The following is a 20,266-nucleotide window of genomic DNA, read 5'->3' on the forward strand; positions in this document are numbered from 1 at the left end:
GCCGCGGCATAAGTTGCAAGTGCGCGTGAATGATGAAAAATCAGCCTTTTCAAAGGCGGGTGGGCCGGGTTTTCTTGTTGCGTTGCCGCAAGAAAATGTGTCCAGCAAACCGTTGACGGCCTTAAGTCAACTGCGTAAAAGCTAGGCCGTGCGCAGGCTTGAGCTTGATATGGGGTGCGTTTCGTACTTCTTCAAGTTGCTCGTGGCGCCAAATTGATGGTCGGGGTTCCGATCGGATCAAGCAACCTTGAAGGAAAGAAGCAATATGGCAACTGGTACCGTGAAGTGGTTCAACGATTCCAAGGGTTTCGGCTTCATTACGCCCGACGACGGCAGTGAAGACCTGTTCGCGCATTTCTCCGCCATCACCATGGGTGGTTTCAAGACTCTGAAAGAGGGCGAGAAAGTCAGTTTCGACGTCACGCAAGGTCCCAAGGGCAAGCAGGCTTCCAACATCCAGCGCGCCTGATTCCGACCGTTTGCGGTATGCCCGGCACCCGTCGTGCCGGTGCCGGAAAGCAGAAGGGCCATCGAGTGATCGATGGCCCTTCTGCTTTCTGAAGTCAGAGCTTACACATCGCCCGGCGTATACGTAATGTCATGCGCCAGCCGACGAAGCTTACTTCAGCTTTACTTCCTTGTACGGCACGTGCTTGCGTACGACCGGGTCATACTTGTTGAATTCAAGCTTTCCCGAGGAGGTGCGCTTGTTCTTCGACGTGGTGTAGAAATGACCCGTACCGGCAGTCGATTCCAGCTTGATTTTCTCGCGGACGCCCTTGGCCATGGCCTTCTCCGTTCAGTGTGTGCTTACAGCTTCTCGCCACGGGCGCGAAGCTCGGCAACGACGACGTCGATGCCTTTCTTGTCGATGGTGCGCAGACCTGCATTGGAAACGCGCAGGCGGATCCAGCGGTTTTCGCCTTCGCTCCAGAACCGGCGATTTTGCAGGTTCGGCAGAAAGCGGCGCTTGGTTTTGTTATTGGCGTGGGAAACGTGGTTTCCCACCATCGGTGCTTTACCGGTCACTTGGCAGACGCGAGCCATTCGATGCTCCAGGGAATTCTGATTTCGGAAAGCGCACGAGAATACTGCATCCTCGGCAAGGAAGGCAAGTGTCGTAAGTGGATCTTGCTCGGTGGGAGAGGATTAGACCCTGTTTTGTGCGTTACAGCAAGCCGCGTTCTGCAAATGAGACCGGCGCACCATGCGCGGGGACGACAAAATGGTCGAGGACGCGCACATCGACCAGAGCGAGCGCGTCCTTCAGTGTGCGGGTGAGTAGTTCGTCGGCGGTGCTCGGCTCGGCTGCGCCGGAGGGGTGATTGTGGGCGAAAATCACTGCTGCTGCATTGCGCGCAAGGCAGAGTTTGACGACTTCGCGCGGGTAGACGCTTGTTTGCGTGAGGGTGCCGCGAAACAGGTCGACCGCATCGATCAGGCAGTGGCGGGCGTCGAGCAGCAGGACGCAAAAGGTTTCGTGCGGGAGGTGGCCAAGGCGCAATCGCAGCCAATCGCGCACGATCTGAGGTGAGTCGAACAACGTACGCTCGACCAGCGTCTCTCCCAGCGCGCGTCGGGCCAGTTCCATGACCGCCTGCAGTTGGGCATACTTTGCCAGCCCCATGCCGGGCAAGGCAGAAAAATCGCTCGCGCTGGCTGCGCACAGGCGTGTCAGGCTGCCGAAATGGGCGATCAGCTGGCGCGCCAGGTCGACTGCGGTGTGGCCACGGATGCCGACGCGCAGGAAGAGTGCAAGCAGTTCCGCGTCCGACAGGGCGCCGGCGCCCCGTGCGAGCAGTTTTTCGCGTGGTCGTTCCGCGGCCGGCCAGTCGGTGATTGCCATGGGTGTTCCTTCGTGGCGCGAGGAGGGGTGGGCTCCCTGCCCGGGGATGTCTCAATGGATGCAGCCTGTGCTGCAGCATTATAAGCGAATGTCATGAATACTCTGCAGCACAGGAAGATCGTGGTGGGTGTGACCGGCGGCGTCGCCGCATACAAGGCGGCCGAGCTCGTGCGTCTGCTGGGCAAGGCCGGAGCCGAAGTTCATGTCGTGCTCAGTGAGGCCGGCGCGCGCTTCGTCACGGCCGTCACCTTCCAGGCGCTGTCCGGCAATCCGGTGTGGACGGACCTGTGGGACCCTCGCATGCCGAACAACATGGCGCATATCGATCTTGGTCGCGATGCCGATGCCATCTTCGTGGCGCCGGCAACCGCTGATTTCATCGCCCGGCTCGCCCACGGGCGCGCGGATGACCTGCTGACGACGCTGTGTCTTGCACGCGATGTGCCGCTCATCGTGGCCCCGGCGATGAACCGTCAGATGTGGGAGGCGCCGGCCACGCAACGCAATGTGAGCCTGGTGCGTGCAGACGGCGTCACCGTGTTCGGTCCCGGTGCGGGTGAGCAGGCGTGTGGCGAGACCGGCATGGGGCGGATGCTCGAGCCGGAAGAGCTGCTCGAGCGGCTCGAAGGCCATTTCGTTGCCAAGCGTCTCGCCGGGTGCAAGGTGGTGCTGACCGCGGGGCCGACCTTCGAAGCCATCGACCCGGTGCGCGGTATCACCAACATCAGCTCGGGCAAGATGGGTTACGCACTCGCCCGTGCTTGCGCGCAGGCGGGCGCAGAGGTGGTGCTGGTCAGCGGGCCGGTGGCCTTGCCGGTGCCGGTTGGGGTGCGCTGCGTGCCGGTTGCGGGCGCGCGCGACATGCGCGCTGCGGTGCTCGCGGCCTTGCCTGGAGCGCAGGTGTTCATCAGCGTCGCCGCGGTGGCGGATTATCGGCCGCTCGAAGTGGCGCCTCACAAGATGAAGAAAAAGGACGACGTCCTGACCCTGGCGCTGACTCAGAATCCCGACATCCTGGCGGAGGTGGCGGCCTTGCCGGACGCCCCCTTCTGTGTCGGTTTTGCGGCGGAAAGCCAGGATCTCGACGCCTATGCCGAAAACAAGCGGAGCAAGAAGCGGCTGCCGCTGCTGGTGGGCAACCTGGTGCAGGATGGCATGGGGGCGGAGGACAACCTGATCGTGCTGTACGACGATGCTGGCCGTCATCCTTTGCCGCGTGCATCCAAGTCCGAGCTCGCGCGCAGCGTTGTCGAACATCTGGCCAGCATGCTGGCGACAGTGGTGCGCTGAGCTCAGGGCGTGCCGCATTGAACTGAACAAGGGGTCCTTGCGCTGGCGCAGCCCCCGTAGCGAACGAGGTGGAACATGCATCATATCGACGTCAAGCTGCTCGATGAACGACTCAAGTCGCACCCGCCGGCCTATGCCTCCGACGGCGCCGCCGGCCTCGACCTGCGTGCCTGCCTGCCTGCAGCGATCACCCTGCATCCCGGGGAGACGACCCTGATTCCGAGCGGGCTGGCCATTCACCTCGTCGATCCAGGCCTCGCCGCAATGGTGTTGCCGCGCTCTGGCCTGGGGCACAAGCACGGCATCGTGCTGGGCAATCTTGTGGGCCTGATCGATTCCGATTACCAGGGACAGATCTTCGTGTCGGTGTGGAACCGGGGGCGCGCGAGCTTCACCATCCAACCCATGGAGCGCATTGCGCAATTGGTGGTGGTACCGGTGCTGCAGGTCGGATTCAACATCGTTGACGATTTTGCCGCCAGCGCGCGCGGCGCGGACGGCTTCGGCAGCACGGGCAAGCATTGATGCCTCAGTACGGAATTCCGACCGCCGTTCATGTCCTGTGTGAGCGCGGAGGCGAGGTGTTGTTGATGCGCCGCGCCGGGACCGGCTTTTTCGATGGCCTTTACAGCCTGCCCGGCGGGCACGTCGAAGCCGGAGAGGCGGTCGGCGCCGCAGCGGTGCGAGAGCTGCGCGAGGAAACCGGCTTGCTGCTCACTGCGGCCGAGCTTGAATGGTTGGGTGTGGTACACCGGCGCTCGGACACCAATCGCATCGATTTCTTCGTCCGCGCCAAGCGCTGGACTGGCGAGCCGCGGATTTGCGAGCCGGACAAGTGTGATCGCCTCGAGTGGCACGCGCGCGATGAACTGCCCGTGCCCATGGTCGCCTACGTCGAGGCTGCGCTGCGTCAGACCTGTGCGCCATGGATGCTTGAGCTCGGCTGGGCTTGAGCTGCTGGCCTGGAAAGGGATGGGGCAGAGAGACGGATGCCGCATATTAACGCCTTCTGATAATCTTTCTCTCCTTCGCAAGGCCGGGCTGAGTTGTGAGTCCTGGATGGCACGTCGACAGGGGGAAGGTCATGTTCAGTAGGACAGCAGGGGCGCCGAGTGGGCTTGAATCAGCCCGGTCGGTATTGACACGGAATGCACTTGGCGCTGCCATTGCCATGCTTGCGTCCTTCGCCGTGGGGGCGTCAGAGCCACCTGATGTCGATCTGACACGGGCGCAGGAGATCAGCGCGGGACGGTGTTCGCTGTGCCACGGGGTGGACGGGGAGAGTGCTTCGGCTCTCTATCCACGCCTGGCGGGTCAGCATCACCAGTACATCGCCAAGCAGTTGGGTGACTTTCAGTCCGGCCGGCGCAAGAGCGACACCATGAGCAGCATGGCTGCAGACCTGACGCCAGAGGAAATGCTCGCACTCGGGGTGTTCTTCGAACAGAAGCCGACCAAGGCGCGCACGGCCCTCGACGCCGATCTGGTCGCCGTGGGGCGCTTCGTGTTCCACCGCGGCAATGAGTTCTCCGGGGTCGCCGCCTGTGCGTCCTGTCATGGTGAGCGCGGCCTGGGAACCGACCAGCTGCCACGACTTGCCGGGCAGGTGCCGAAATACATCGAGAGTCAGCTCAAATCCTTCGAGCAGCGCGAACGCACCAATGACAATGCCATCATGCATTCGATCGCCTCACGCCTGTCCGAGCTCGAGGTCAAGGCGGTGGCGGCCTACATCAGCACACTCAACTGAGCGCTGGACAAGAAACGGGGCCTATTGGCCCCGTTTGACTTTGTTGCCCTCGGCCTGCAGCGACCAGGATTTCAGGCCAGCATGTCTGCCCAGATGTTCTTCGCCCACGCCGCGGCGGTCTTGGCCTCGAGTTCGTTGGCGGCCATCGACACTCCCCCCGCACCCTGCACCGGCATCGGCTGCTTCTTTTCCGCGTCGTACTGGTGCACCGAGGCCACGTGAATGACGTTCTTGCTGTCCACGAAGCTGTAGCAGGTGTTCATCACCACCGGGGCTGGATTGGGTGCAATGCCGTCGATCAGGTTGAGGATCGCCGCCACCGCAACCTTGGCGTGCTGGTTGGCCATGTGCCCCGACTTGGGCATGACGGGGGCGGGGAACAGAGCGTCGCCGAGCACATGGACACCGGGCACGCCCTTGGCCTCGAGGGTCAGCCAATCGACATCGACCCAGCGCTCATTGATCAGCGGCAAACCGGCGTGGACGGCGATGTTGCCCGCCCGCATCGGCGGAATGACGTTGAGCACGTTGGCCCTGACTTTCTCGAAATCGAGCTCGGCAGTGAGGGTGGACGCATTCACGCTGCGCAACTCGCTATTGGGAACGTACTCGAGCAGGCCTTTGTAGCCCTCGAAGGCTTTGGCGAACAAGGCCTTTTTCGACTGGATTTCGCCATTGGCGTCGAGCACCAGAACCTTGGACCTGGGTTTTGCCTGACGCAGGTAATTGGCCACCAGGCAGGCACGTTCGTAAGGGCCCGGCGGGCAGCGGAAGGGCGCCCTGGGGATGTGCAGCGCATAGACGCCGCCGTCGGCCATGTCCTCGAGTTGCTTGCGCAGCAGCACGGTCTGCGCACCGGCCTTCCAGGCGTGGGGGATGCGCTCCTCATTGCCGGTCAGGCCCGCGATTGCGTCGGTCATGAAGTCGATGCCGGGTGACAGCACCAGACGATCGTAGCTCAGGGTGCCGTTGTTGGCCGTGCTCACGCTGCGCTTGGCCGTATCCACTGCGGTGACCTCGTCGGTGATCAGGCGTACACCCCATTTCGACTTCAGGTTGTCGTAGCTGACGGTGATGTCCGCCATCTCCTTGAGGCCACCGATGACGAGGTTCGACACCGGGCAGGAGACGAAGCTGGGGTTGCGCTCGATCAGCGTCACATCGACCGTGCCTTCGCTCCACATGCGCAGGTATTTCGCGGCGGTGGCGCCGCCGTAGCCGCCTCCCACCACCACCACATGAGCGCGGCTCCTGGCACTCGGTGTGCTGGCGCAGCCGGCGAGACCCGCCAGCGTCGTGCTTGCTGCCGCAGCGAGGGCGGAGGTCTTCAGAAAATCGCGTCTGTTGATCATTGTCGTCCGTCCTCTGTCTTATTTTTGCGCTGCATACCAGGCGGTGATGAGCTCGAGCTGAGTGTCGCTGTAGCCCTTGACGATCTGATGCATGATCGTTGCCGGCTTTTCGCCCGACTTGTAGTCCATCAGCTTTTGCATGAGCTTGTCCTTCGCTTCGCCCGCCAGCGACTCCATGCCACCCAGGCTGTGGCCGTTGGTGCCGTGACAGTTGGCACAGGTTGCGGCGAGATTTCGGGCCAGGTTGGGGTCCTGTGCCTGCGCGCTTGCGCTGAGTCCAATGAGGCCGAGCATGGCCAGAGCGTGCTTGAGATTCACGTCGATGTCCCTCCGTTCCTGTATGTCGTGAAGCTTGGTCGTAGCCAGCAAAGGCAGCCAGAGCGTGATTTCGGGTAGCCGGCGCATGCCGGTGAAGCTGAGTATAGCGACATGAATGCGCCCCCGCGCGTGCCCTTCAAGCCGATGACTCCCCGCGTCAGGGTGATGCTGCATCGCATCAATATGAGCGCTTGACTATATAGCAATATAATTTTAGATTTGATCCAGATCAAAAAATGTCCGCATAAGCGAGGCTGATGTGGAAGAGCTGAACAAGGTGTTCGAGAGCGTGGCCGACTATTTCAGTCTGCTTTCCGAACCGTCGCGGCTGAAGATCATGCACTGCCTGTGCAGCGGCGAAGAGTCGGTGAATGCCGTGGTGCAGGCGGCGGGCCTGACCCAGGCCAATGCATCGCGACACCTCAGTCTGTTGTATCGGGCGGGTGTGGTGGCGCGCCGCAGGGATGGAAATCAGGTCTTTTATCGCCTGATAGATCCGAATTTCGCTGAGCTGTGTCGCACCGTGTGCATCAGCATCGCCGCGCGCGATGAGGTGCAGCCCAGGGCTGCGCAGCGTGAGTCGCTGTTGCGCCTGGAGCGCGAACTGAAGCCGAAGCGCCGAACGCCGGGTACTGGCCGTGATTCAGACGCACAACAATAAGAGGGGAGTGTGAGCATGGCAAATATCGATGCCAGACCTGGTCGGATCAGGCCTGCACCGGAAAATTTTCTCACCCATGAACAGATTGTCGCGGTCAAGGAGGGGAGACGGGGTTTCCTGCGCACTGCCTTTGTGGCGGCTTCCGCCGCGATGGCGGCTCCTGCGGTGGTGCAGGCAGCGGTGCAGGGCGATCCGGCGATTCTTGAACTGCCGTCATGGAGCACCACACTCGGCATGCCGGTGGCCGCGAATCCCTATGGCTTGCCCTCACGCTATGAGCGTGCCCTGCAACGTCGCGAGAGTCCGGGCCTGACGCGTGTGGGCGGCTCGTCGGTGTCGTTTACGCCGCTGCAGGGTCTGTTCGGCATCATCACACCGTCCGGCCTGCATTTCGAGCGTCATCACCAAGGTTGGCACGATGTCGATCCGGCCAGGCATCGCTTGATGATCAACGGTCTGGTCAAGACTCAGGCCGTGTTCACCATGGACGACATCATGCGCCTGCCCTCGGTGTCGCGCATCCACTTCATCGAGTGTGGCGCCAACACCGGCATGGAGTGGGGCAACGTCGCCGTGCCGACCGTACAGTATTCGCATGGCATGTTGTCCTGCTCCGAGTTCACCGGCGTGCCGCTGAAGGAGATACTCGACATGTGCGGCGCCGACTACAAGAAGGGCCGTTACGTGCTGGCAGAAGGCGCCGATGGCTCGTCGATGACACGCACGATCCCGATGGAGCTCATCGAGTCGGGCGAAGTGCTGGTTGCCTACGGCATGAACGGCGAGATGTTGCGCCCTGAAAACGGCTATCCGCTGCGCCTGGTGGTGCCGGGTGTGCAGGGCGTGAGCTGGGTGAAGTGGCTGCGCCGTATCGAGGTTGGCGACCAGCCCTGGGCAAGCAAGGACGAAGCGGTGCATTACATCGACCTGATGCCCGATGGTCAGCATCGCCAGTACAGCTCCATTCAGGAGTGCAAGTCGGTCATCACCACGCCCTCGGGTGGCCAGTTGCTGCTCGACAAGGGCTTCTACAACATCTCCGGCCTTGCCTGGTCGGGCCGTGGCAAGGTGACCCGCGTTGACGTGTCCACCGACGGCGGCATCAACTGGCGCCAGGCGCGGCTGGAGACGCCGGTACTGTCCAAGGCCAGCACCCGCTTCAACATCGACTGGGTGTGGGACGGCAAGCCCGCCATCCTCCAGTCGCGCGCGGTCGACGACTCCGGCTATGTGCAGCCCGGCTATGGCCAGCTGCGCGCAGCGCGCGGGACCAGGTCGATCTATCACAACAACGCCATCCAGTCCTGGAAGGTGGTCGAATCCGGGGAGGTGAGCAATGTCCAGGTTCTCTAAGACGCTGATGGCGCTGCTCCTCGCCGGAGTGACGACCTCGGCGATCGCTTTCGAGCGCTATAAGGGTATCGGCCGCGTGGCAACCGAGGCTGAAGTAGCCGCCTGGGACATCGACGTGCGCCCGGATTTCAAGGGTCTGCCCAAGGGTTCGGGCACGGTCGACGACGGCATCGAGCTGTGGGAAACTCATTGCACCAGTTGCCATGGCTCCTTCGGCGAATCAAACGAGGTGTTCACGCCGATCGTCGGCGGCACGAGCGCGGATGACATCAAGACCGGGCACGTAAAGTCGCTCATCAGCGGTTCTTCGCCGCAGCGCACCACGCTGATGAAGGTCGCCACGGTGTCAACGCTGTTCGACTACATCCAGCGTGCGATGCCATGGACGGCACCGAAGTCGCTCAAGCCCGATGAGGTGTACGCGATCCTGGCTTATCTGTTGAATCTGGCCGACATCGTGCCCGCCGATTTTGTGCTCAGCGATGCGAACATCCGCGAAGTGCAGGAGCGCATGCCCAACCGCAACGGCATGACTACCGACCACGGCATGTGGCCCGGGGTAGCGGCCGCGAAGGCTGGGATGGGCAACGGCGGCAAGCCTGATGTCAGCAACGTGGCGTGCATGAAGGACTGCAAGAAGGAAGTCGAGATCGTTTCGGCTTTGCCCGATTACGCTCAGGATGCCCATGGCAACCTCGCCGAGCAGAACCGTCTGGTGGGGCAAACCCGCGGCAAGCGGACCAGCGCTCCGGGCGAGCCTGCCGAGCAGGGCGAGCCGTCGGTGGCGGCGGCAGCCCTGGCGCTGGCGAATGCGAAGGGCTGCATGGCCTGTCATGGGGTGGCGAGCAAGCTGGTTGGCCCCGGGTACAATGAAATTGCTCAAAAGTATCAAGCTCAGGCCGATGCCGAAGAGATGTTGGTTGCCAAAGTGAAGCTGGGTGGCCAGGGAAACTGGGGCGCAATTCCGATGCCGCCCCAGGCGCATGTTGCGGACGAGGACATAAGACTGCTCGTGCAGTGGGTTCTGCAAGGTGCGAAAGCGCAGTAACACCTCAAAAAAGGAGAGACGGGATGAATCATCAACGCAGGGGTGCCCTGAAGACTGGCAGTGGTCTGGGCGTTTTCAGCCTGCTGCTTGCAGCCGGCATGATCAAGCCAGAAATGGCGCAGGCGGCCTGGAACAAGACCGCCTTCGAGGCCAAGACGCTGGATGCGGCTCTGGCCGCGGTCGATGCCGGAAAGCCGGTGGAGAGCGCGGATGTCGTCATTACCGCACCGGACATCGCCGAGAACGGTGCCGTCGTGCCGGTGGGCGTGCTCAGCAATATTCCCAAGACTGAATACATCGCGATCATGATCGAGAAGAACCCGAACATGCTCGCCGCCAGCTTCACCCTTCCCGAAGGCACTCTGGCCGACGTGCAGACGCGGGTGAAGATGGGTCAGACCTCGGACGTGTATGCCGTGGTCAAGGCCGATGGCAAATTCTACATGTCGAAGAAGGAAATCAAGGTCACGCTCGGCGGCTGCGGCGGCTGATCAACGAACAGGTTCAGGAGAGATATCGATATGGCAAGCCCGATGCGTATTCGCGCCGCCGCCAAGGATGGCGTTACTGAAGTTCGCGTGCTGATGGCACACGTCATGGAAACCGGTCAGCGCAAGGACTCGTCCGGCGCCCTGATTCCGGCCCATTTCATCACTGAGTTGAGCGCCAGGCACAACGACAAGCTGGTGCTGAGTGCCCAGTTTGGCCCCTCTGTATCCACCAACCCCTACCTCGCCTTCAAGTTCAACGGCGGCGCCAAGGGTGACAAGCTGGCGGTGACCTGGGTCGACAACAAGGGCGACACCCGCAGCGACGAAGTGCAGATCGCCTGAGACCTGTCGGCCCCTGCTGCCGGCGGGTGGGCCACAGGCGGACGAGCGCGCGCCGCGCGCTTGCAGCTGCCAGTCAAGAACGGGCAACGAGGATATGGACCTCGGAGGAGAGACGATGAGAAAACAATTCAAGGCGGTCGCGCTGAGCCTTGCGCTGGCATTTGCCGCGCCGGCCTTCGCGCAGGATGAGCTTAATTTCGACGCATATCGTGAAATGCTCGCCGATGGCAACCCCGCCGAACTGTACGAGATGGAAGGCGAGGAGTTGTGGCGCACCGCGCGTGGGCCCAAGAACGCCACGCTCGAGCAGTGTGACCTTGGTCTCGGGGCCGGCGTCGTGCCGGGTGCAGCGGCGCAGTTGCCGCGCCATTTTGCCGACACCGACAGGGTGCAGGACCTGGAGTCGCGTTTGATGTACTGCATGGAGACCCTGCAGGGAATCCCGTCCGAGCAGATCATCAAGGGCAAGTTCCTGAAGGATGAGCGCGCCAAGCTTGCTGCCCTGGTGGCCTATGTGGTGACGCACTCCAATGGCGAGAAGATCGCCATCGACCTGTCTCACCCCAAGATGAAGGAGATGTACGCGCTCGGTGAGAAGGCCTTCTACTACCGTACAGGGGCCATGGACTTTGCCTGTTCGTCCTGCCATAGCCAGGATGGCAAGCGGATTCGGGCCACCCAGTTGCCCAACATCACCAAGCCAGAAGGCGCAGCGGCGGGCTGGGGCTCATGGCCGGCTTACCGCGTGTCGAACTCGCAGTTCTGGACCATGCAGCATCGCCTGTGGGACTGCTTCCGTCAGCAGCGCACTGCCGAGCCCATCTTCGCCTCGGACGTGACGATCGCGCTGTCGGTGTTCATGGCGGGCAAGGGCAATGGTGCCGAGGCCGTGTGGCCTGGTGTGAAGCGCTAAGGGGAGGGAACGCCATGAAGAAACTGTTCATTGTTGCGCCGCTGGCGCTGTGCGCCTCGGTGGCAATGGCCGACGAACTGCAGGCCAAGGTCGAGGACATGATGCTGAAGTCTTTCCAGGCCAACGGCATTGCCACGCTTGAGCGGCAGAAGCAGGACGAAGTGCAGAAGGCTTGTTCCAGTCCGACTCCCCCCGACGCCGACACCATGAAGCGCCTCGAGGCCGCCGAGATGGCGACGATCAAGTGGCCTGCCGATGGTCACTACATCGATGGCGACTGGAAGGAAGGGCAGAAGATCGCATTGAGCGGTCGTGGCCTGACCTGGACCGACAAGACGCCTGATAACAACGGTGGCGGTTGCTACAACTGTCACGCGATGGATCCGAAGGAGGTGTCCGCAGGCACGATCGGAGTGAGCCTCGAAGGTTACGGCAAGACGCGTGGCAATTCCGAAGAGGTGATCAAGTACACCTGGGGCAAACTGTGGAACTCGAAGGCTTACAACGCGTGCAGCGACATGCCGCGTAACGGTTTCGGCGGCATCCTGACTGAAGTCCAGATCCGCCATGTGATGGCTTATCTGTTCGACCCGGCCTCACCGGTCAATCAGTAGGCGTCCTCAGCAAGCGTTCCCGCAAGCACCTCATCTGGCGCTTCGGAGCAGGGCCCGCGGCTTCGGTCCCGGGCCCTTCTTTTATCTACAGAAAGGCGCACGCCGAGCGCAGCGTGCCCGCCTCAAGACACTTCATAGGGATTACCCATGTCGATGAATCGTCGTGAATTCATGCAGATGCTTGCGATCGCCGCGGCTGGCGGCATGAGCTTGCACTCGAGCTTTGCCCGTGCCGAGCAGGCTGCGGGCGCACTTTACGACATGCCGAAATTCGGCAATGTCAGCCTGCTGCACATGACAGACTGTCACGCCCAGCTGCTCCCCATCCATTTTCGTGAGCCCAGCGTCAATCTGGGTTTGGGCAGCATGTTCGGCCAGGCACCCCACCTCGTTGGCGATCAGTTCCTCAAGCACTTCGGCATCAAGCCGGGCAGCCTCGAGGCCCATGCCTTCACCTACCTGGATTTCGTCGAGGCGGCGCGCACTTATGGCAAGGTCGGGGGCTTTGCGCACCTGGCTACCTTGGTGAAGAAGATGAAGGCGAGTCGCCCTGGTGCGCTCCTGCTCGACGGCGGCGACACCTGGCAGGGCTCGGGCACGGCGCTGTGGACCAATGCGCAGGACATGGTCGATGCGTGCAAGCTGCTCGGTGTCGATGTGATGACCCTGCACTGGGAGTCGAGCTACGGTGCCGAGCGCGTGAAGGAAATCGAAGAGAAGGACTTCGCCGGGCAGATCGATATCGTTGCCCAGAACGTGAAGACCACCGATTTCGAGGATCCGGTGTTCAAGCCCTATGTGATCAAGATCATCAATGGCGTGCCGGTGGCCATCGTCGGTCAGGCCTTTCCCTATACTCCGATCGCGAATCCACGCTGGCAGACGCCGGACTGGAGCTTCGGCATCCGTGACGATGAGATGCAACTGGCGGTGGACGCGGCGCGCGCTGAGGGCGCTCAAGTCGTCGTCGTGCTGTCGCATAACGGCATGGACGTCGACCTCAAGATGGCTAGCCGCGTCACCGGCATCGACGCCATTCTCGGCGGTCATACCCATGACGGCATGCCTGCACCTACCGTCGTCGAGAACGCCGGGGGCAAGACCCTGGTCACCAACGCCGGCTCCAACGGCAAGTTTCTGGGCGTGATGGATTTCGACGTCAAGAACGGCAAGGTCGTCGATTTCCGCTACAAGCTGCTGCCGGTGTTCGCCAACCTGCTGCCGGCAGACCCCGAGATGGCAGCCTTCATCGACAACATGCGTGCGCCCTTCCTCGAAAAACTCAACGAGAAGCTCGCCGTCACCGAAGGCATGTTGTACCGCCGCGGCAACTTCAACGGTTCATGGGATCAACTCATCGTCGATGCCCTGATTGCCGAGAAGGATGCCGAACTCGCCTTTTCGCCGGGCTTCCGCTGGGGCACTTCGCTGCTGCCGGGCGACACCATCACCATGGAACACCTGCTCGACCAGACCGCGATCACCTATCCGTGGACCACTCTCACTGAAATGAGCGGCGAGATGATCAAGACCGTGCTCGAGGATGTGGCTGACAACCTCTTCAACCCTGACCCTTACTACCAGCAGGGGGGCGACATGGTGCGCGTCGGTGGCCTGCAGTACAGCTGCGACCCGACGGCCGCGATGGGCAAGCGCATCGACAACATGATGCTCAAGGGCAAGCGCATCGAACCCGGCAAGACCTATCGCGTCGCCGGCTGGGCGCCGGTGTCGGAGGAGGCGAAGGACTCCGGCCCTGCCGTATGGGACGTGGTGGCCAACTATCTGCGTAACCAGAAGGTCATCACCCAGCGCGAGCTGAACCTGCCCACACTCAAGGGCGTGGACGGCAATCCGGGTCTGGTGCTCTGAGCTTGCCAGGCGCCTGCTCACCCTTGTGCGGGCTGTCGCAACGCTGAGCAGGCGCCTGGCCGGGCGCCGCTGCAAGCGATGGCTCGATGTTGTCGAAAATCTTTACATTCCGTTTTTCACTTTTCTTTGTTTTGTGGAATTATTGTTTAAAATCAAGTAATTGCAATTTGGCACGACTTTTGCTTTTGACCTGTACTCATCAAGAAATCAGGAGAACAAAATGTCTTTTGCCAAACTCGCTCTTCCTCTTGCGCTGGCCGCAATGAGTACCAGCGCCGCCGCCGCCCTCGTCGATCTGTCCGGATGGACTGCTCAGGGTGGTTCGTCGAACTGGGCTGTCGCTGCCGACAAGAACTCCGTGTTCCAGTCGGTCAATGGCTCCCCGACGGTCTTTTTCTCTGGCAGTAACGATCAAGGCAAGGCCTTGTCCGGGAAGATCAAGGTCGAGACCACCGGTGATGATGATTTCATCGGCTTCGTGCTCGGCTACCAGTCGGGCAATGCGGCTGCATTGGCGACCGATTTCATCCTCATCGACTGGAAGCAAGGAACCCAGAGTCACCTCGGATGTAGTGGAGCCGCGGGCTTGGCCATCTCGCGCGCCACGGCTGGCCTGCCTGACTCGGCCGCGACCTGGTGTCACACCGGTAGCGTTCAAGAACTCGCGCGCGCAAGCAATCTGGGTAGCACGGGCTGGCTGGACAACACCGAATACACTTTCGATCTCGTGTTCACCGCGACCAACATCCAGGTCAAGGTGAACGGCGTGACCGAGCTCAATGTGGCCGGCACCTTCGCTGACGGCAGCTTCGGCTTCTATAACTATTCGCAGGAGCGGGTGCGCTATTCCGCTCTTGAACAGAGCGTTGCGCCGCCGCCGACGGGCACGGTGCCCGAGCCGGCCTCGCTCGCGCTGGTGGGTCTGGGCCTGCTCGCGGCGGTGGGCGCAGGCAAGCGTCGCAAAGCCTGACGCAGACCCTTTGTGCGTCCGACGAAGCCGCCGCGTGGGGAGCCACGCGGCGGCTTCGTCGTTTTCTGAAACTGGCCTGGCGGATTTGGACAGGACAATGGTGCAAACCTGTCCCGGATTTTCTTCTTCCGCGTTCAGACTTCGTCAGGTGTTGTAAGCAATAAGTAAGATCGATCGACCTATAATTCGCCTGCAGTCTCGAAGACGGCCTGCTCCTGGCCGGTCTCACAGCAAAGCAAACATAACTCTTAAAGAGGAGACGAGATGGAACATAACGGCAAGACGTACTGGGCAACGGTACTGAGCCTGCTGACCAAGATCCTGATTATCTGGTTCCTGGTTTCGTTTGGCGCAGGCATCCTGTTTGCACCGGCACTCAACAGCATTTCATTGGGTGGCTACCCGCTCGGTTTCTGGTTTGCGCAACAGGGGTCGATTTACACCTTCATCGTGCTCATTTTCTACTACGCGAAGAAGATGGGTGACATCGACCGTCTGTTCGACGTCCACGAAGAATAACGAGGGGAGACACATGGATCTTCAAACAATCACCTATCTGGTGGTCGGCGCGTCATTCGCGCTGTACATCGCTATCGCCATCTGGGCGCGTGCCGGTAGCACCAGTGAGTTCTACGCCGCGGGCGGCAGCGTGCACCCGATCACCAACGGCATGGCAACGGCGGCGGACTGGATGTCGGCCGCATCCTTCATCTCCATGGCGGGTCTGATCGCCAACATGGGCTACGGCGGTGGTCTGTTCCTGATGGGCTGGACCGGTGGTTACGTGTTGCTGGCGATGTTGCTGGCGCCGTATCTGCGCAAGTTCGGCAAGTTCACCGTGCCGCAGTTCATCGGCGATCGCTTCTACTCCAAGTGGGCGGCGACCGTGGCGGTGGTGTGCTTGCTGACGGCTTCGCTGACCTACATCATCGGCCAGATGACGGGTGTGGGCGTTGCCTTCTCGCGCTTCCTTGGTGTGTCCAGCGATACCGGCATCTACCTGGGTATGGGGATCGTGTTCATGTACGCCGTGTTTGGCGGCATGAAGGGCATCACCTACACTCAGGTCGCACAGTACATCGTGCTGATCTCGGCCTACATCGTGCCGACGATCTTCATCTCGTTGCAGCTCACCGGCAACCCCTTGCCGCAGCTCGGCCTGGGTTCGGACATCATCGGCGTGGATACGACCCTGCTGTCCAAGCTCGACATGGTGGTCAAGGATCTCGGCTTCGATCAATACACCACCTCGCTGCCGGGTAGCACGCTCAACATGTTCGTGTACACCCTGTCGCTGATGATCGGTACCGCGGGTCTGCCGCACGTCATCATGCGATTCTTCACCGTCCCGACGGTGAAGGACGCACGTAGCTCGGCGGGTTGGGCACTGGTCTTCATCGCTCTGCTGTACACCACCGCTCCGGCTGTGGGCGCGATGGCCAAGTTCAATCTGCATGCCACGGTCAATTCCGCAGTCGGACTCGAGACCGGCCCGATGGGTCACTTGAACGTCAATCCGGAAAAGATCAAGGCCAACGCCGACCTGTACGCGGCTGAAGCCAGCCTGGTCTACGAGAAGCGGCCGGAGTGGATGAAGCGCTGGGAAAAGACCGGTCTGCTGAAGTTCGAGGACAAGAACGGCGACGGCCGCATCCAGTACTACAACGACAAGACCAAGAACGCCGAGGCGAAGGCCAAGGCTGAGGCGGCGGGCTGGAAGGGTAACGAGCTGACGGTCAACCCCGACATCATGGTGATGGCAAACCCGGAAATCGCACTGTTGCCGAACTGGGTGATCGCGCTGGTGGCTGCCGGTGGTCTTGCTGCGGCGCTGTCGACCGCTGCCGGCCTGCTGATGGCAATTTCGTCCGCGGTGTCGCATGACCTGATCAAGGGCATCTTCAACCCGAACATCAGCGAGAAGAACGAGCTGATGGCAGGCAAGGTGTCGATGGCGGTGGCGATCGTGATTGCCGGCTACCTTGGCCTGAACCCGCCGGGCTTCGCTGCTGGTACGGTTGCGCTGGCCTTCGGTATCGCCGCTTCATCGCTGTTCCCGGCGATCATGATGGGCATCTTCTCGAAGAAGATGAACAAGGAAGGCGCAGTCGCAGGCATGCTGGCCGGCTTGTTCGTGACCCTGTTCTATGTGTTCGCACACAAGGGCATCTTCTTCATCAAGGGCACTGACTTCGTCGATCTCATCGGCGGCCCGAACAGCTTCTTCGGCATCACGCCTGAAGCCTTCGGTGCCATCGGTGCGGTGGTGAACTTCATCGTCGCCTTCGCCGTCGATAAGGTGACCAAGGAGCCGCCGGAGCACATCCAGCACATGGTCGAAGCCGTGCGCATCCCGCGTGGTTCGAAGGCAGTCAGCGGCGCCCACTGATCCGGGCGTGTAGTAAAGGCGAGGCGGTCCGAGCACGGATCGCCTCGAAGAAGAACCCCGCTCGCTTGGCTGGCGGGGTTCTTTGCTTTTTGGCAGCAGGCGCGTGTAGCGTGTACCCACCCGTTGGCGCGCCGCGCCCAGATGGAGCAAGTCATGGTTTTTGATGTCAGCGTCGCCCTTACCTGGATTCTTTTCCTCGCGCTGTTTCCGATCGCGTTCTTCTGGCTGCGCAGGGCGTGGCGCATCGTTGTGAAGCGGGACTTCTCCGAGGTCGCGCTCAGGCGTGGCGAGTCACCCGCAAATCCGGCACGTTATGCGCCGTTTGCCGCCGCGATCAACCTCATCGGCGCAGGGATCGTCCTGTTCGTCATTCTGGGTGTGGTGAGTGCACGGCTGGATTACGAGACCTGGAGCGCGATTGCGGGCAGCACGATCTGGATGAAGTTCATCTTCGACTTCATCCTCAGCCGCCAGGCCCATCCGATCATCGGCAAGAAGCACGCGCAGCAGGACAGGGCCGCGGGCGACGCCGGCAAGTGACGTGGATGACAGGCGGCGTGGAGGGGTGTGCAGGCGCACCTGAGCGCACGCACTACCCAGCTTAGCGGCGTTCAGCCACGCCGTAGCGGCGATCGAGGCGGTTCATCACGACCACATAAACCACGATGATCAGCAGGTAGACCACCAGCGAACCCTGGGCAAACATGTAGAAGCCGAGTGGAAAGCCGAGGAAGCTGATGGTGTTGAATTCATTGGCGTAATAGCCGATGACAAAGGTCACGCCGAACCACAGGGCGAGCAGCCCGAAGGTGAGCAGCAGGTTGAGGCGCCAATATCTGCGCTGGGCATCGGTCAGTTTCATCGCTGCGCTTGCTAGCTCAGTGCGTCGCGCCGCCCGCAGGCCTTGCCAACGAGCGGCGGCGCGGTGATTTCAGGAGAGGGGCTCAGGCATCGGGATCGGGGCGGGATTTCAGTGTGCGCCCTTGCCCGACTCACGATAGGCTTGAGCGAGCTCGCTCTGAACCTCGGCTGGCGCTGCTTCGTAACCTCCGGCGCTGAGCATGAACTCGCTGTCGCCGGCGCAGATCGCCTTCAGCCGACTCTCGAACCCATCCAGACTGGCGGTGGGGACGCGTGCCGACAGCAAGGTCCAGCCTGCCCCCGGACTGTCGGTGTGGGTAAGGCGGCCACGACGGCTGGCGAGCTCGGCGCTGACGTCGCCGAACAAATGGTCTGCCACTTTCACCTGGAGGTCGAGCAAGGGCTCCAGCACCAGCGGCCGCGCGGCTTGCACGGCTTCGATGAGGGCGTGCCGTGCCGCCGTGCTGAAGGAGATCTCGTTCGAGTCCACCGCATGATGCTTGCCATCGGTGACGATCACGCGCAGGTCGTGGATGGGGAAGCCCGCGAACGCGCCCTCTAGCAGTGCCTGGCGCACACCTTTCTCCACCGCCGGCATGAAGTGAGTCGGAATTGCGCCGCCTTTGACTTCGTCCGCCAGTTCAAGGCCGGCGCCGCGTTCCAGTGGCTCGACGCGCAAGGCGACCTCGCCGAACTGGCCGGAGCCTCCGCTTTGCTTCTTGTGCCGATAGCGCGCCTCGGCGACGAGGGTGATCGTCTCCCGATACGCGATACTGGGCGGCGCGGTGTCGAGCTGCAGGTTCCAGCGCGTTGTCAGCTCATCGAGCACGATCTTGAGGTGTTGCTCGCCCAGACCACGCACCACCGTGCGGCGTTCGCGCTGATCGAAAGTCACCTCAAGACAGGGGTCCTCCTCGGTGAGGCGAGCCAGTGCCTCGGCCAGCTTCTGTTCGTCGGCCGGCTTGCGCGTCATCAGCGCAAGGCCAAACACCGGCTGCGGAAGGGGCGTGGGCGCGAGGTGAAAGAAGTCCTCGTCGTGCGAGTCGTGCAGCACGGCGTCGCGCGTGATCTCGTCGACGCGGGACACCGCGCACAAGTCGCCCGGCACGGCCTTGGAGGTCTCGACCGCAGTCTTGCCCTGCATGCGCAGCAGATGCGCCACCTTGAAGGGCTTGCGTCCGTCACCGACGAAGAGTTGTGAGTTGGGTGTGATGCTGCCCTGGTGGACGCGGAACAGCCCGAGCTTGCCGCGATAGAGGTCATTGGCGATCTGGAAGACGTGAGCGATGACGTGACGCCTGGGATCGAGTTCTACGCTGACCGCAGTGGCGCTGGCGCCTTCACCCTTCACGAACTGGGGGGGATTGCCCTCGGTGGGGTCGGGTGCGAGCTTGCCGAGAATGTCGAGCAGTTCGCGCACCCCCGCACCTGTGCGCGCTGACACGAAGCACACCGGCAACAGATGGCCTTCGCGCAAGGCTTGTTCGAAGGGGGCGTGCAGCTGTTCGGGGTCGAGCGCTTCACCCTGCTCTAGATACTTCGTCATCAGCTCTTCGTCGAGTTCGACGATCTGGTCGACGAGCGCGTCATGGGCTGCGCCGACGCTGGAGAAGGCGGTGATCGCATCCTTGGGCGGCGCGAAGAAGCAGTCGATGACCTGGCTGCCGTCGGGTACGGGCAGATTGATCGGCAGACATTCATCGCCGAACTCCGTGCTGATCGCGGCCATCAGGGCTGCGAAGTCGACGCCATTCGCGTCGATCCGGTTCACCACGATCATGCGGCACTTGTCCTTCGCCGCGCTCATCATGCGTCGCGTCACGCTCTCCACGCCTGCCGCCGCATTGATGACGATGACCGCGGTATCGACCGCGGGCAGGGCGACCAAGGCACGACCGGCGAGGTCGGGCAGGCCCGGGGTGTCGAGCAGGTTGATCCAGTGATCAGCCCATTCCAGATGCACCAGCGCCGCGTGCAGCGAGTGCCCCATCGCTTTTTCCTGCGGGTTGTGGTCCGCCACGGTGTCGCCGCGCTCAACGCTGCCCGCGGTGCTGATTTCACCGGCGGCAGCGAGCAAGGCCTCGATCAGGGTGGTCTTGCCGCTGCCGGTGTGGCCGAACAGGGCCAGGTTACGGATGTCGTGAACCGAGCTGGGTGTCATCGAGAGCTCCCGTCATGTCAAATTGGTGCGCGTGC

At 62.0% G+C, this 20,266-nt stretch carries 24 protein-coding genes; 17 read left to right on the forward strand and 7 right to left on the reverse strand.

Annotated features, from left to right (window positions below; genetic code table 11):
* Positions 1-265: 265 nt before the first annotated feature.
* Complete coding sequence (locus tag M622_RS25540; protein WP_021248422.1) at positions 266-469, forward strand: cold-shock protein; 204 nt, start codon at positions 266-268, stop codon at positions 467-469.
* A gap of 150 nt (positions 470-619) precedes the next feature.
* Here the strand turns inward: M622_RS25540 and rpmG are convergent, their stop codons facing one another.
* The 3 genes from rpmG to radC form a co-directional block, all read right to left on the reverse strand.
* Positions 620-787, reverse strand: coding sequence for a 50S ribosomal protein L33 (gene rpmG / locus M622_RS25545; protein WP_021248423.1), 168 nt, complete (start codon positions 785-787; stop codon positions 620-622).
* A gap of 23 nt (positions 788-810) precedes the next feature.
* A complete protein-coding gene (rpmB, locus tag M622_RS25550) occupies positions 811-1,047 on the reverse strand; it encodes a 50S ribosomal protein L28 (protein ID WP_021248424.1) in 237 nt (78 codons plus the stop codon).
* Between the two features lie 121 nt (positions 1,048-1,168).
* Complete coding sequence (radC, locus tag M622_RS25555; RefSeq protein ID WP_021248425.1) at positions 1,169-1,846, reverse strand: RadC family protein; 678 nt, start codon at positions 1,844-1,846, stop codon at positions 1,169-1,171.
* Between the two features lie 93 nt (positions 1,847-1,939).
* On the opposite strand from radC, the gene coaBC reads away from it, so the two are divergent.
* The 4 genes from coaBC (at position 1,940) to M622_RS0119945 (ending at position 4,886) form a co-directional block, all read left to right on the forward strand.
* Positions 1,940-3,136 (forward strand): bifunctional phosphopantothenoylcysteine decarboxylase/phosphopantothenate--cysteine ligase CoaBC, encoded by a 1,197-nt coding sequence (gene coaBC / locus M622_RS25560; RefSeq protein WP_021248426.1) that lies wholly within the window; start codon positions 1,940-1,942, stop codon positions 3,134-3,136.
* 75 nt (positions 3,137-3,211) lie between these two features.
* Positions 3,212-3,661, forward strand: coding sequence for a dUTP diphosphatase (gene dut / locus M622_RS25565; protein ID WP_021248427.1), 450 nt, complete (start codon positions 3,212-3,214; stop codon positions 3,659-3,661).
* Positions 3,661-4,089 (forward strand): NUDIX domain-containing protein, encoded by a 429-nt coding sequence (locus tag M622_RS25570; protein ID WP_021248428.1) that lies wholly within the window; start codon positions 3,661-3,663, stop codon positions 4,087-4,089. The genes dut and M622_RS25570 overlap by 1 nt, the downstream gene beginning before the upstream one ends.
* A gap of 218 nt (positions 4,090-4,307) precedes the next feature.
* Entirely contained in the window at positions 4,308-4,886 is a 579-nt protein-coding gene (locus tag M622_RS0119945) for a c-type cytochrome (protein WP_052028682.1), read from the forward strand.
* 71 nt (positions 4,887-4,957) lie between these two features.
* Here M622_RS0119945 and M622_RS25575 read toward each other — a convergent pair whose 3' ends face one another.
* Together M622_RS25575 and M622_RS0119950 are read right to left on the reverse strand one after the other, a co-directional pair.
* Positions 4,958-6,238, reverse strand: coding sequence for an NAD(P)/FAD-dependent oxidoreductase (locus M622_RS25575; protein WP_021248430.1), 1,281 nt, complete (start codon positions 6,236-6,238; stop codon positions 4,958-4,960).
* An 18-nt stretch (positions 6,239-6,256) separates the two neighbouring features.
* Positions 6,257-6,556: a c-type cytochrome gene (locus M622_RS0119950; RefSeq protein ID WP_031346428.1), complete on the reverse strand. Its 300-nt coding sequence runs from the start codon at positions 6,554-6,556 to the stop codon at positions 6,257-6,259.
* A gap of 259 nt (positions 6,557-6,815) precedes the next feature.
* Here M622_RS0119950 and M622_RS25580 point away from each other — a divergent pair, with 259 nt between their 5' ends.
* The 12 genes from M622_RS25580 to M622_RS25635 all read left to right on the forward strand — a co-directional run bounded on the left by M622_RS25580 (position 6,816) and on the right by M622_RS25635 (position 17,749).
* Positions 6,816-7,217 carry an ArsR/SmtB family transcription factor gene (locus M622_RS25580; RefSeq protein WP_021248432.1) on the forward strand — a complete coding sequence of 134 codons (402 nt, stop codon included), beginning with the start codon at positions 6,816-6,818 and terminating at the stop codon, positions 7,215-7,217.
* Positions 7,218-7,232: 15 nt separating this feature from the next.
* On the forward strand, positions 7,233-8,570 hold the full coding sequence (gene soxC / locus M622_RS25585; protein ID WP_021248433.1) for a sulfite dehydrogenase: 1,338 nt from the start codon (positions 7,233-7,235) through the stop codon (positions 8,568-8,570).
* Positions 8,554-9,618, forward strand: coding sequence for a c-type cytochrome (locus M622_RS25590; RefSeq protein WP_031346432.1), 1,065 nt, complete (start codon positions 8,554-8,556; stop codon positions 9,616-9,618). Before soxC ends, M622_RS25590 begins: the two co-directional genes overlap by 17 nt.
* Positions 9,619-9,641: 23 nt before the next feature.
* Positions 9,642-10,109, forward strand: a complete 468-nt coding sequence (gene soxY, locus M622_RS25595; protein ID WP_021248435.1) for a thiosulfate oxidation carrier protein SoxY — start codon at positions 9,642-9,644, stop codon at positions 10,107-10,109.
* Positions 10,110-10,139: 30 nt separating this feature from the next.
* On the forward strand, positions 10,140-10,451 hold the full coding sequence (gene soxZ / locus M622_RS25600) for a thiosulfate oxidation carrier complex protein SoxZ (RefSeq protein ID WP_021248436.1): 312 nt from the start codon (positions 10,140-10,142) through the stop codon (positions 10,449-10,451).
* 115 nt (positions 10,452-10,566) lie between these two features.
* Entirely contained in the window at positions 10,567-11,364 is a 798-nt protein-coding gene (soxA, locus tag M622_RS25605; protein WP_021248437.1) for a sulfur oxidation c-type cytochrome SoxA, read from the forward strand.
* Between the two features lie 14 nt (positions 11,365-11,378).
* The gene (soxX, locus tag M622_RS25610) at positions 11,379-11,978 is read left to right on the forward strand and encodes a sulfur oxidation c-type cytochrome SoxX (RefSeq protein WP_021248438.1); all 600 of its coding nucleotides are present in this window, start codon (positions 11,379-11,381) and stop codon (positions 11,976-11,978) included.
* Between the two features lie 147 nt (positions 11,979-12,125).
* The gene (soxB, locus tag M622_RS25615) at positions 12,126-13,850 is read left to right on the forward strand and encodes a thiosulfohydrolase SoxB (protein ID WP_021248439.1); all 1,725 of its coding nucleotides are present in this window, start codon (positions 12,126-12,128) and stop codon (positions 13,848-13,850) included.
* Positions 13,851-14,070: 220 nt separating this feature from the next.
* Positions 14,071-14,820 (forward strand): PEP-CTERM sorting domain-containing protein, encoded by a 750-nt coding sequence (locus M622_RS25620; protein ID WP_021248440.1) that lies wholly within the window; start codon positions 14,071-14,073, stop codon positions 14,818-14,820.
* Positions 14,821-15,084: 264 nt separating this feature from the next.
* Positions 15,085-15,339 (forward strand): DUF4212 domain-containing protein, encoded by a 255-nt coding sequence (locus tag M622_RS25625; protein ID WP_021248441.1) that lies wholly within the window; start codon positions 15,085-15,087, stop codon positions 15,337-15,339.
* Between the two features lie 13 nt (positions 15,340-15,352).
* Positions 15,353-17,209, forward strand: a complete 1,857-nt coding sequence (locus M622_RS25630) for a sodium:solute symporter family protein (RefSeq protein WP_021248442.1) — start codon at positions 15,353-15,355, stop codon at positions 17,207-17,209.
* A 153-nt stretch (positions 17,210-17,362) separates the two neighbouring features.
* Entirely contained in the window at positions 17,363-17,749 is a 387-nt protein-coding gene (locus M622_RS25635; protein ID WP_021248443.1) for a hypothetical protein, read from the forward strand.
* Positions 17,750-17,810: 61 nt separating this feature from the next.
* Here M622_RS25635 and M622_RS25640 read toward each other — a convergent pair whose 3' ends face one another.
* Both M622_RS25640 and fusA read right to left on the reverse strand, forming a co-directional pair.
* A complete protein-coding gene (locus M622_RS25640) occupies positions 17,811-18,071 on the reverse strand; it encodes a DUF4212 domain-containing protein (protein WP_021248444.1) in 261 nt (86 codons plus the stop codon).
* A 108-nt stretch (positions 18,072-18,179) separates the two neighbouring features.
* Positions 18,180-20,231, reverse strand: coding sequence for an elongation factor G (fusA, locus tag M622_RS25645; protein WP_021248445.1), 2,052 nt, complete (start codon positions 20,229-20,231; stop codon positions 18,180-18,182).
* Positions 20,232-20,266: the final 35 nt, after the last annotated feature.

It is taken from the genome of Thauera terpenica 58Eu (assembly GCF_000443165.1).
Lineage (GTDB): Bacteria > Pseudomonadota > Gammaproteobacteria > Burkholderiales > Rhodocyclaceae > Thauera > Thauera terpenica.

Excerpts from the sequence above, each read along its gene's own strand:
- M622_RS25540 (WP_021248422.1), top strand. The coding sequence starts at position 266 with ATGGCAACTGGTACCGTGAAGTGGTTCAACGATTCCAAGGGTTTCGGC.
- rpmG (WP_021248423.1), bottom strand. The coding sequence starts at position 787 with ATGGCCAAGGGCGTCCGCGAGAAAATCAAGCTGGAATCGACTGCCGGT.
- rpmB (WP_021248424.1), bottom strand. The coding sequence starts at position 1,047 with ATGGCTCGCGTCTGCCAAGTGACCGGTAAAGCACCGATGGTGGGAAAC.
- radC (WP_021248425.1), bottom strand. The coding sequence starts at position 1,846 with ATGGCAATCACCGACTGGCCGGCCGCGGAACGACCACGCGAAAAACTG.
- coaBC (WP_021248426.1), top strand. The coding sequence starts at position 1,940 with ATGAATACTCTGCAGCACAGGAAGATCGTGGTGGGTGTGACCGGCGGC.
- dut (WP_021248427.1), top strand. The coding sequence starts at position 3,212 with ATGCATCATATCGACGTCAAGCTGCTCGATGAACGACTCAAGTCGCAC.
- M622_RS25570 (WP_021248428.1), top strand. The coding sequence starts at position 3,661 with ATGCCTCAGTACGGAATTCCGACCGCCGTTCATGTCCTGTGTGAGCGC.
- M622_RS0119945 (WP_052028682.1), top strand. The coding sequence starts at position 4,308 with ATGCTTGCGTCCTTCGCCGTGGGGGCGTCAGAGCCACCTGATGTCGAT.
- M622_RS25575 (WP_021248430.1), bottom strand. The coding sequence starts at position 6,238 with ATGATCAACAGACGCGATTTTCTGAAGACCTCCGCCCTCGCTGCGGCA.
- soxC (WP_021248433.1), top strand. The coding sequence starts at position 7,233 with ATGGCAAATATCGATGCCAGACCTGGTCGGATCAGGCCTGCACCGGAA.
- M622_RS25590 (WP_031346432.1), top strand. The coding sequence starts at position 8,554 with ATGTCCAGGTTCTCTAAGACGCTGATGGCGCTGCTCCTCGCCGGAGTG.
- soxY (WP_021248435.1), top strand. The coding sequence starts at position 9,642 with ATGAATCATCAACGCAGGGGTGCCCTGAAGACTGGCAGTGGTCTGGGC.
- soxZ (WP_021248436.1), top strand. The coding sequence starts at position 10,140 with ATGGCAAGCCCGATGCGTATTCGCGCCGCCGCCAAGGATGGCGTTACT.
- soxA (WP_021248437.1), top strand. The coding sequence starts at position 10,567 with ATGAGAAAACAATTCAAGGCGGTCGCGCTGAGCCTTGCGCTGGCATTT.
- soxX (WP_021248438.1), top strand. The coding sequence starts at position 11,379 with ATGAAGAAACTGTTCATTGTTGCGCCGCTGGCGCTGTGCGCCTCGGTG.
- soxB (WP_021248439.1), top strand. The coding sequence starts at position 12,126 with ATGTCGATGAATCGTCGTGAATTCATGCAGATGCTTGCGATCGCCGCG.
- M622_RS25620 (WP_021248440.1), top strand. The coding sequence starts at position 14,071 with ATGTCTTTTGCCAAACTCGCTCTTCCTCTTGCGCTGGCCGCAATGAGT.
- M622_RS25625 (WP_021248441.1), top strand. The coding sequence starts at position 15,085 with ATGGAACATAACGGCAAGACGTACTGGGCAACGGTACTGAGCCTGCTG.
- M622_RS25630 (WP_021248442.1), top strand. The coding sequence starts at position 15,353 with ATGGATCTTCAAACAATCACCTATCTGGTGGTCGGCGCGTCATTCGCG.
- M622_RS25635 (WP_021248443.1), top strand. The coding sequence starts at position 17,363 with ATGGTTTTTGATGTCAGCGTCGCCCTTACCTGGATTCTTTTCCTCGCG.
- M622_RS25640 (WP_021248444.1), bottom strand. The coding sequence starts at position 18,071 with ATGAAACTGACCGATGCCCAGCGCAGATATTGGCGCCTCAACCTGCTG.
- fusA (WP_021248445.1), bottom strand. The coding sequence starts at position 20,231 with ATGACACCCAGCTCGGTTCACGACATCCGTAACCTGGCCCTGTTCGGC.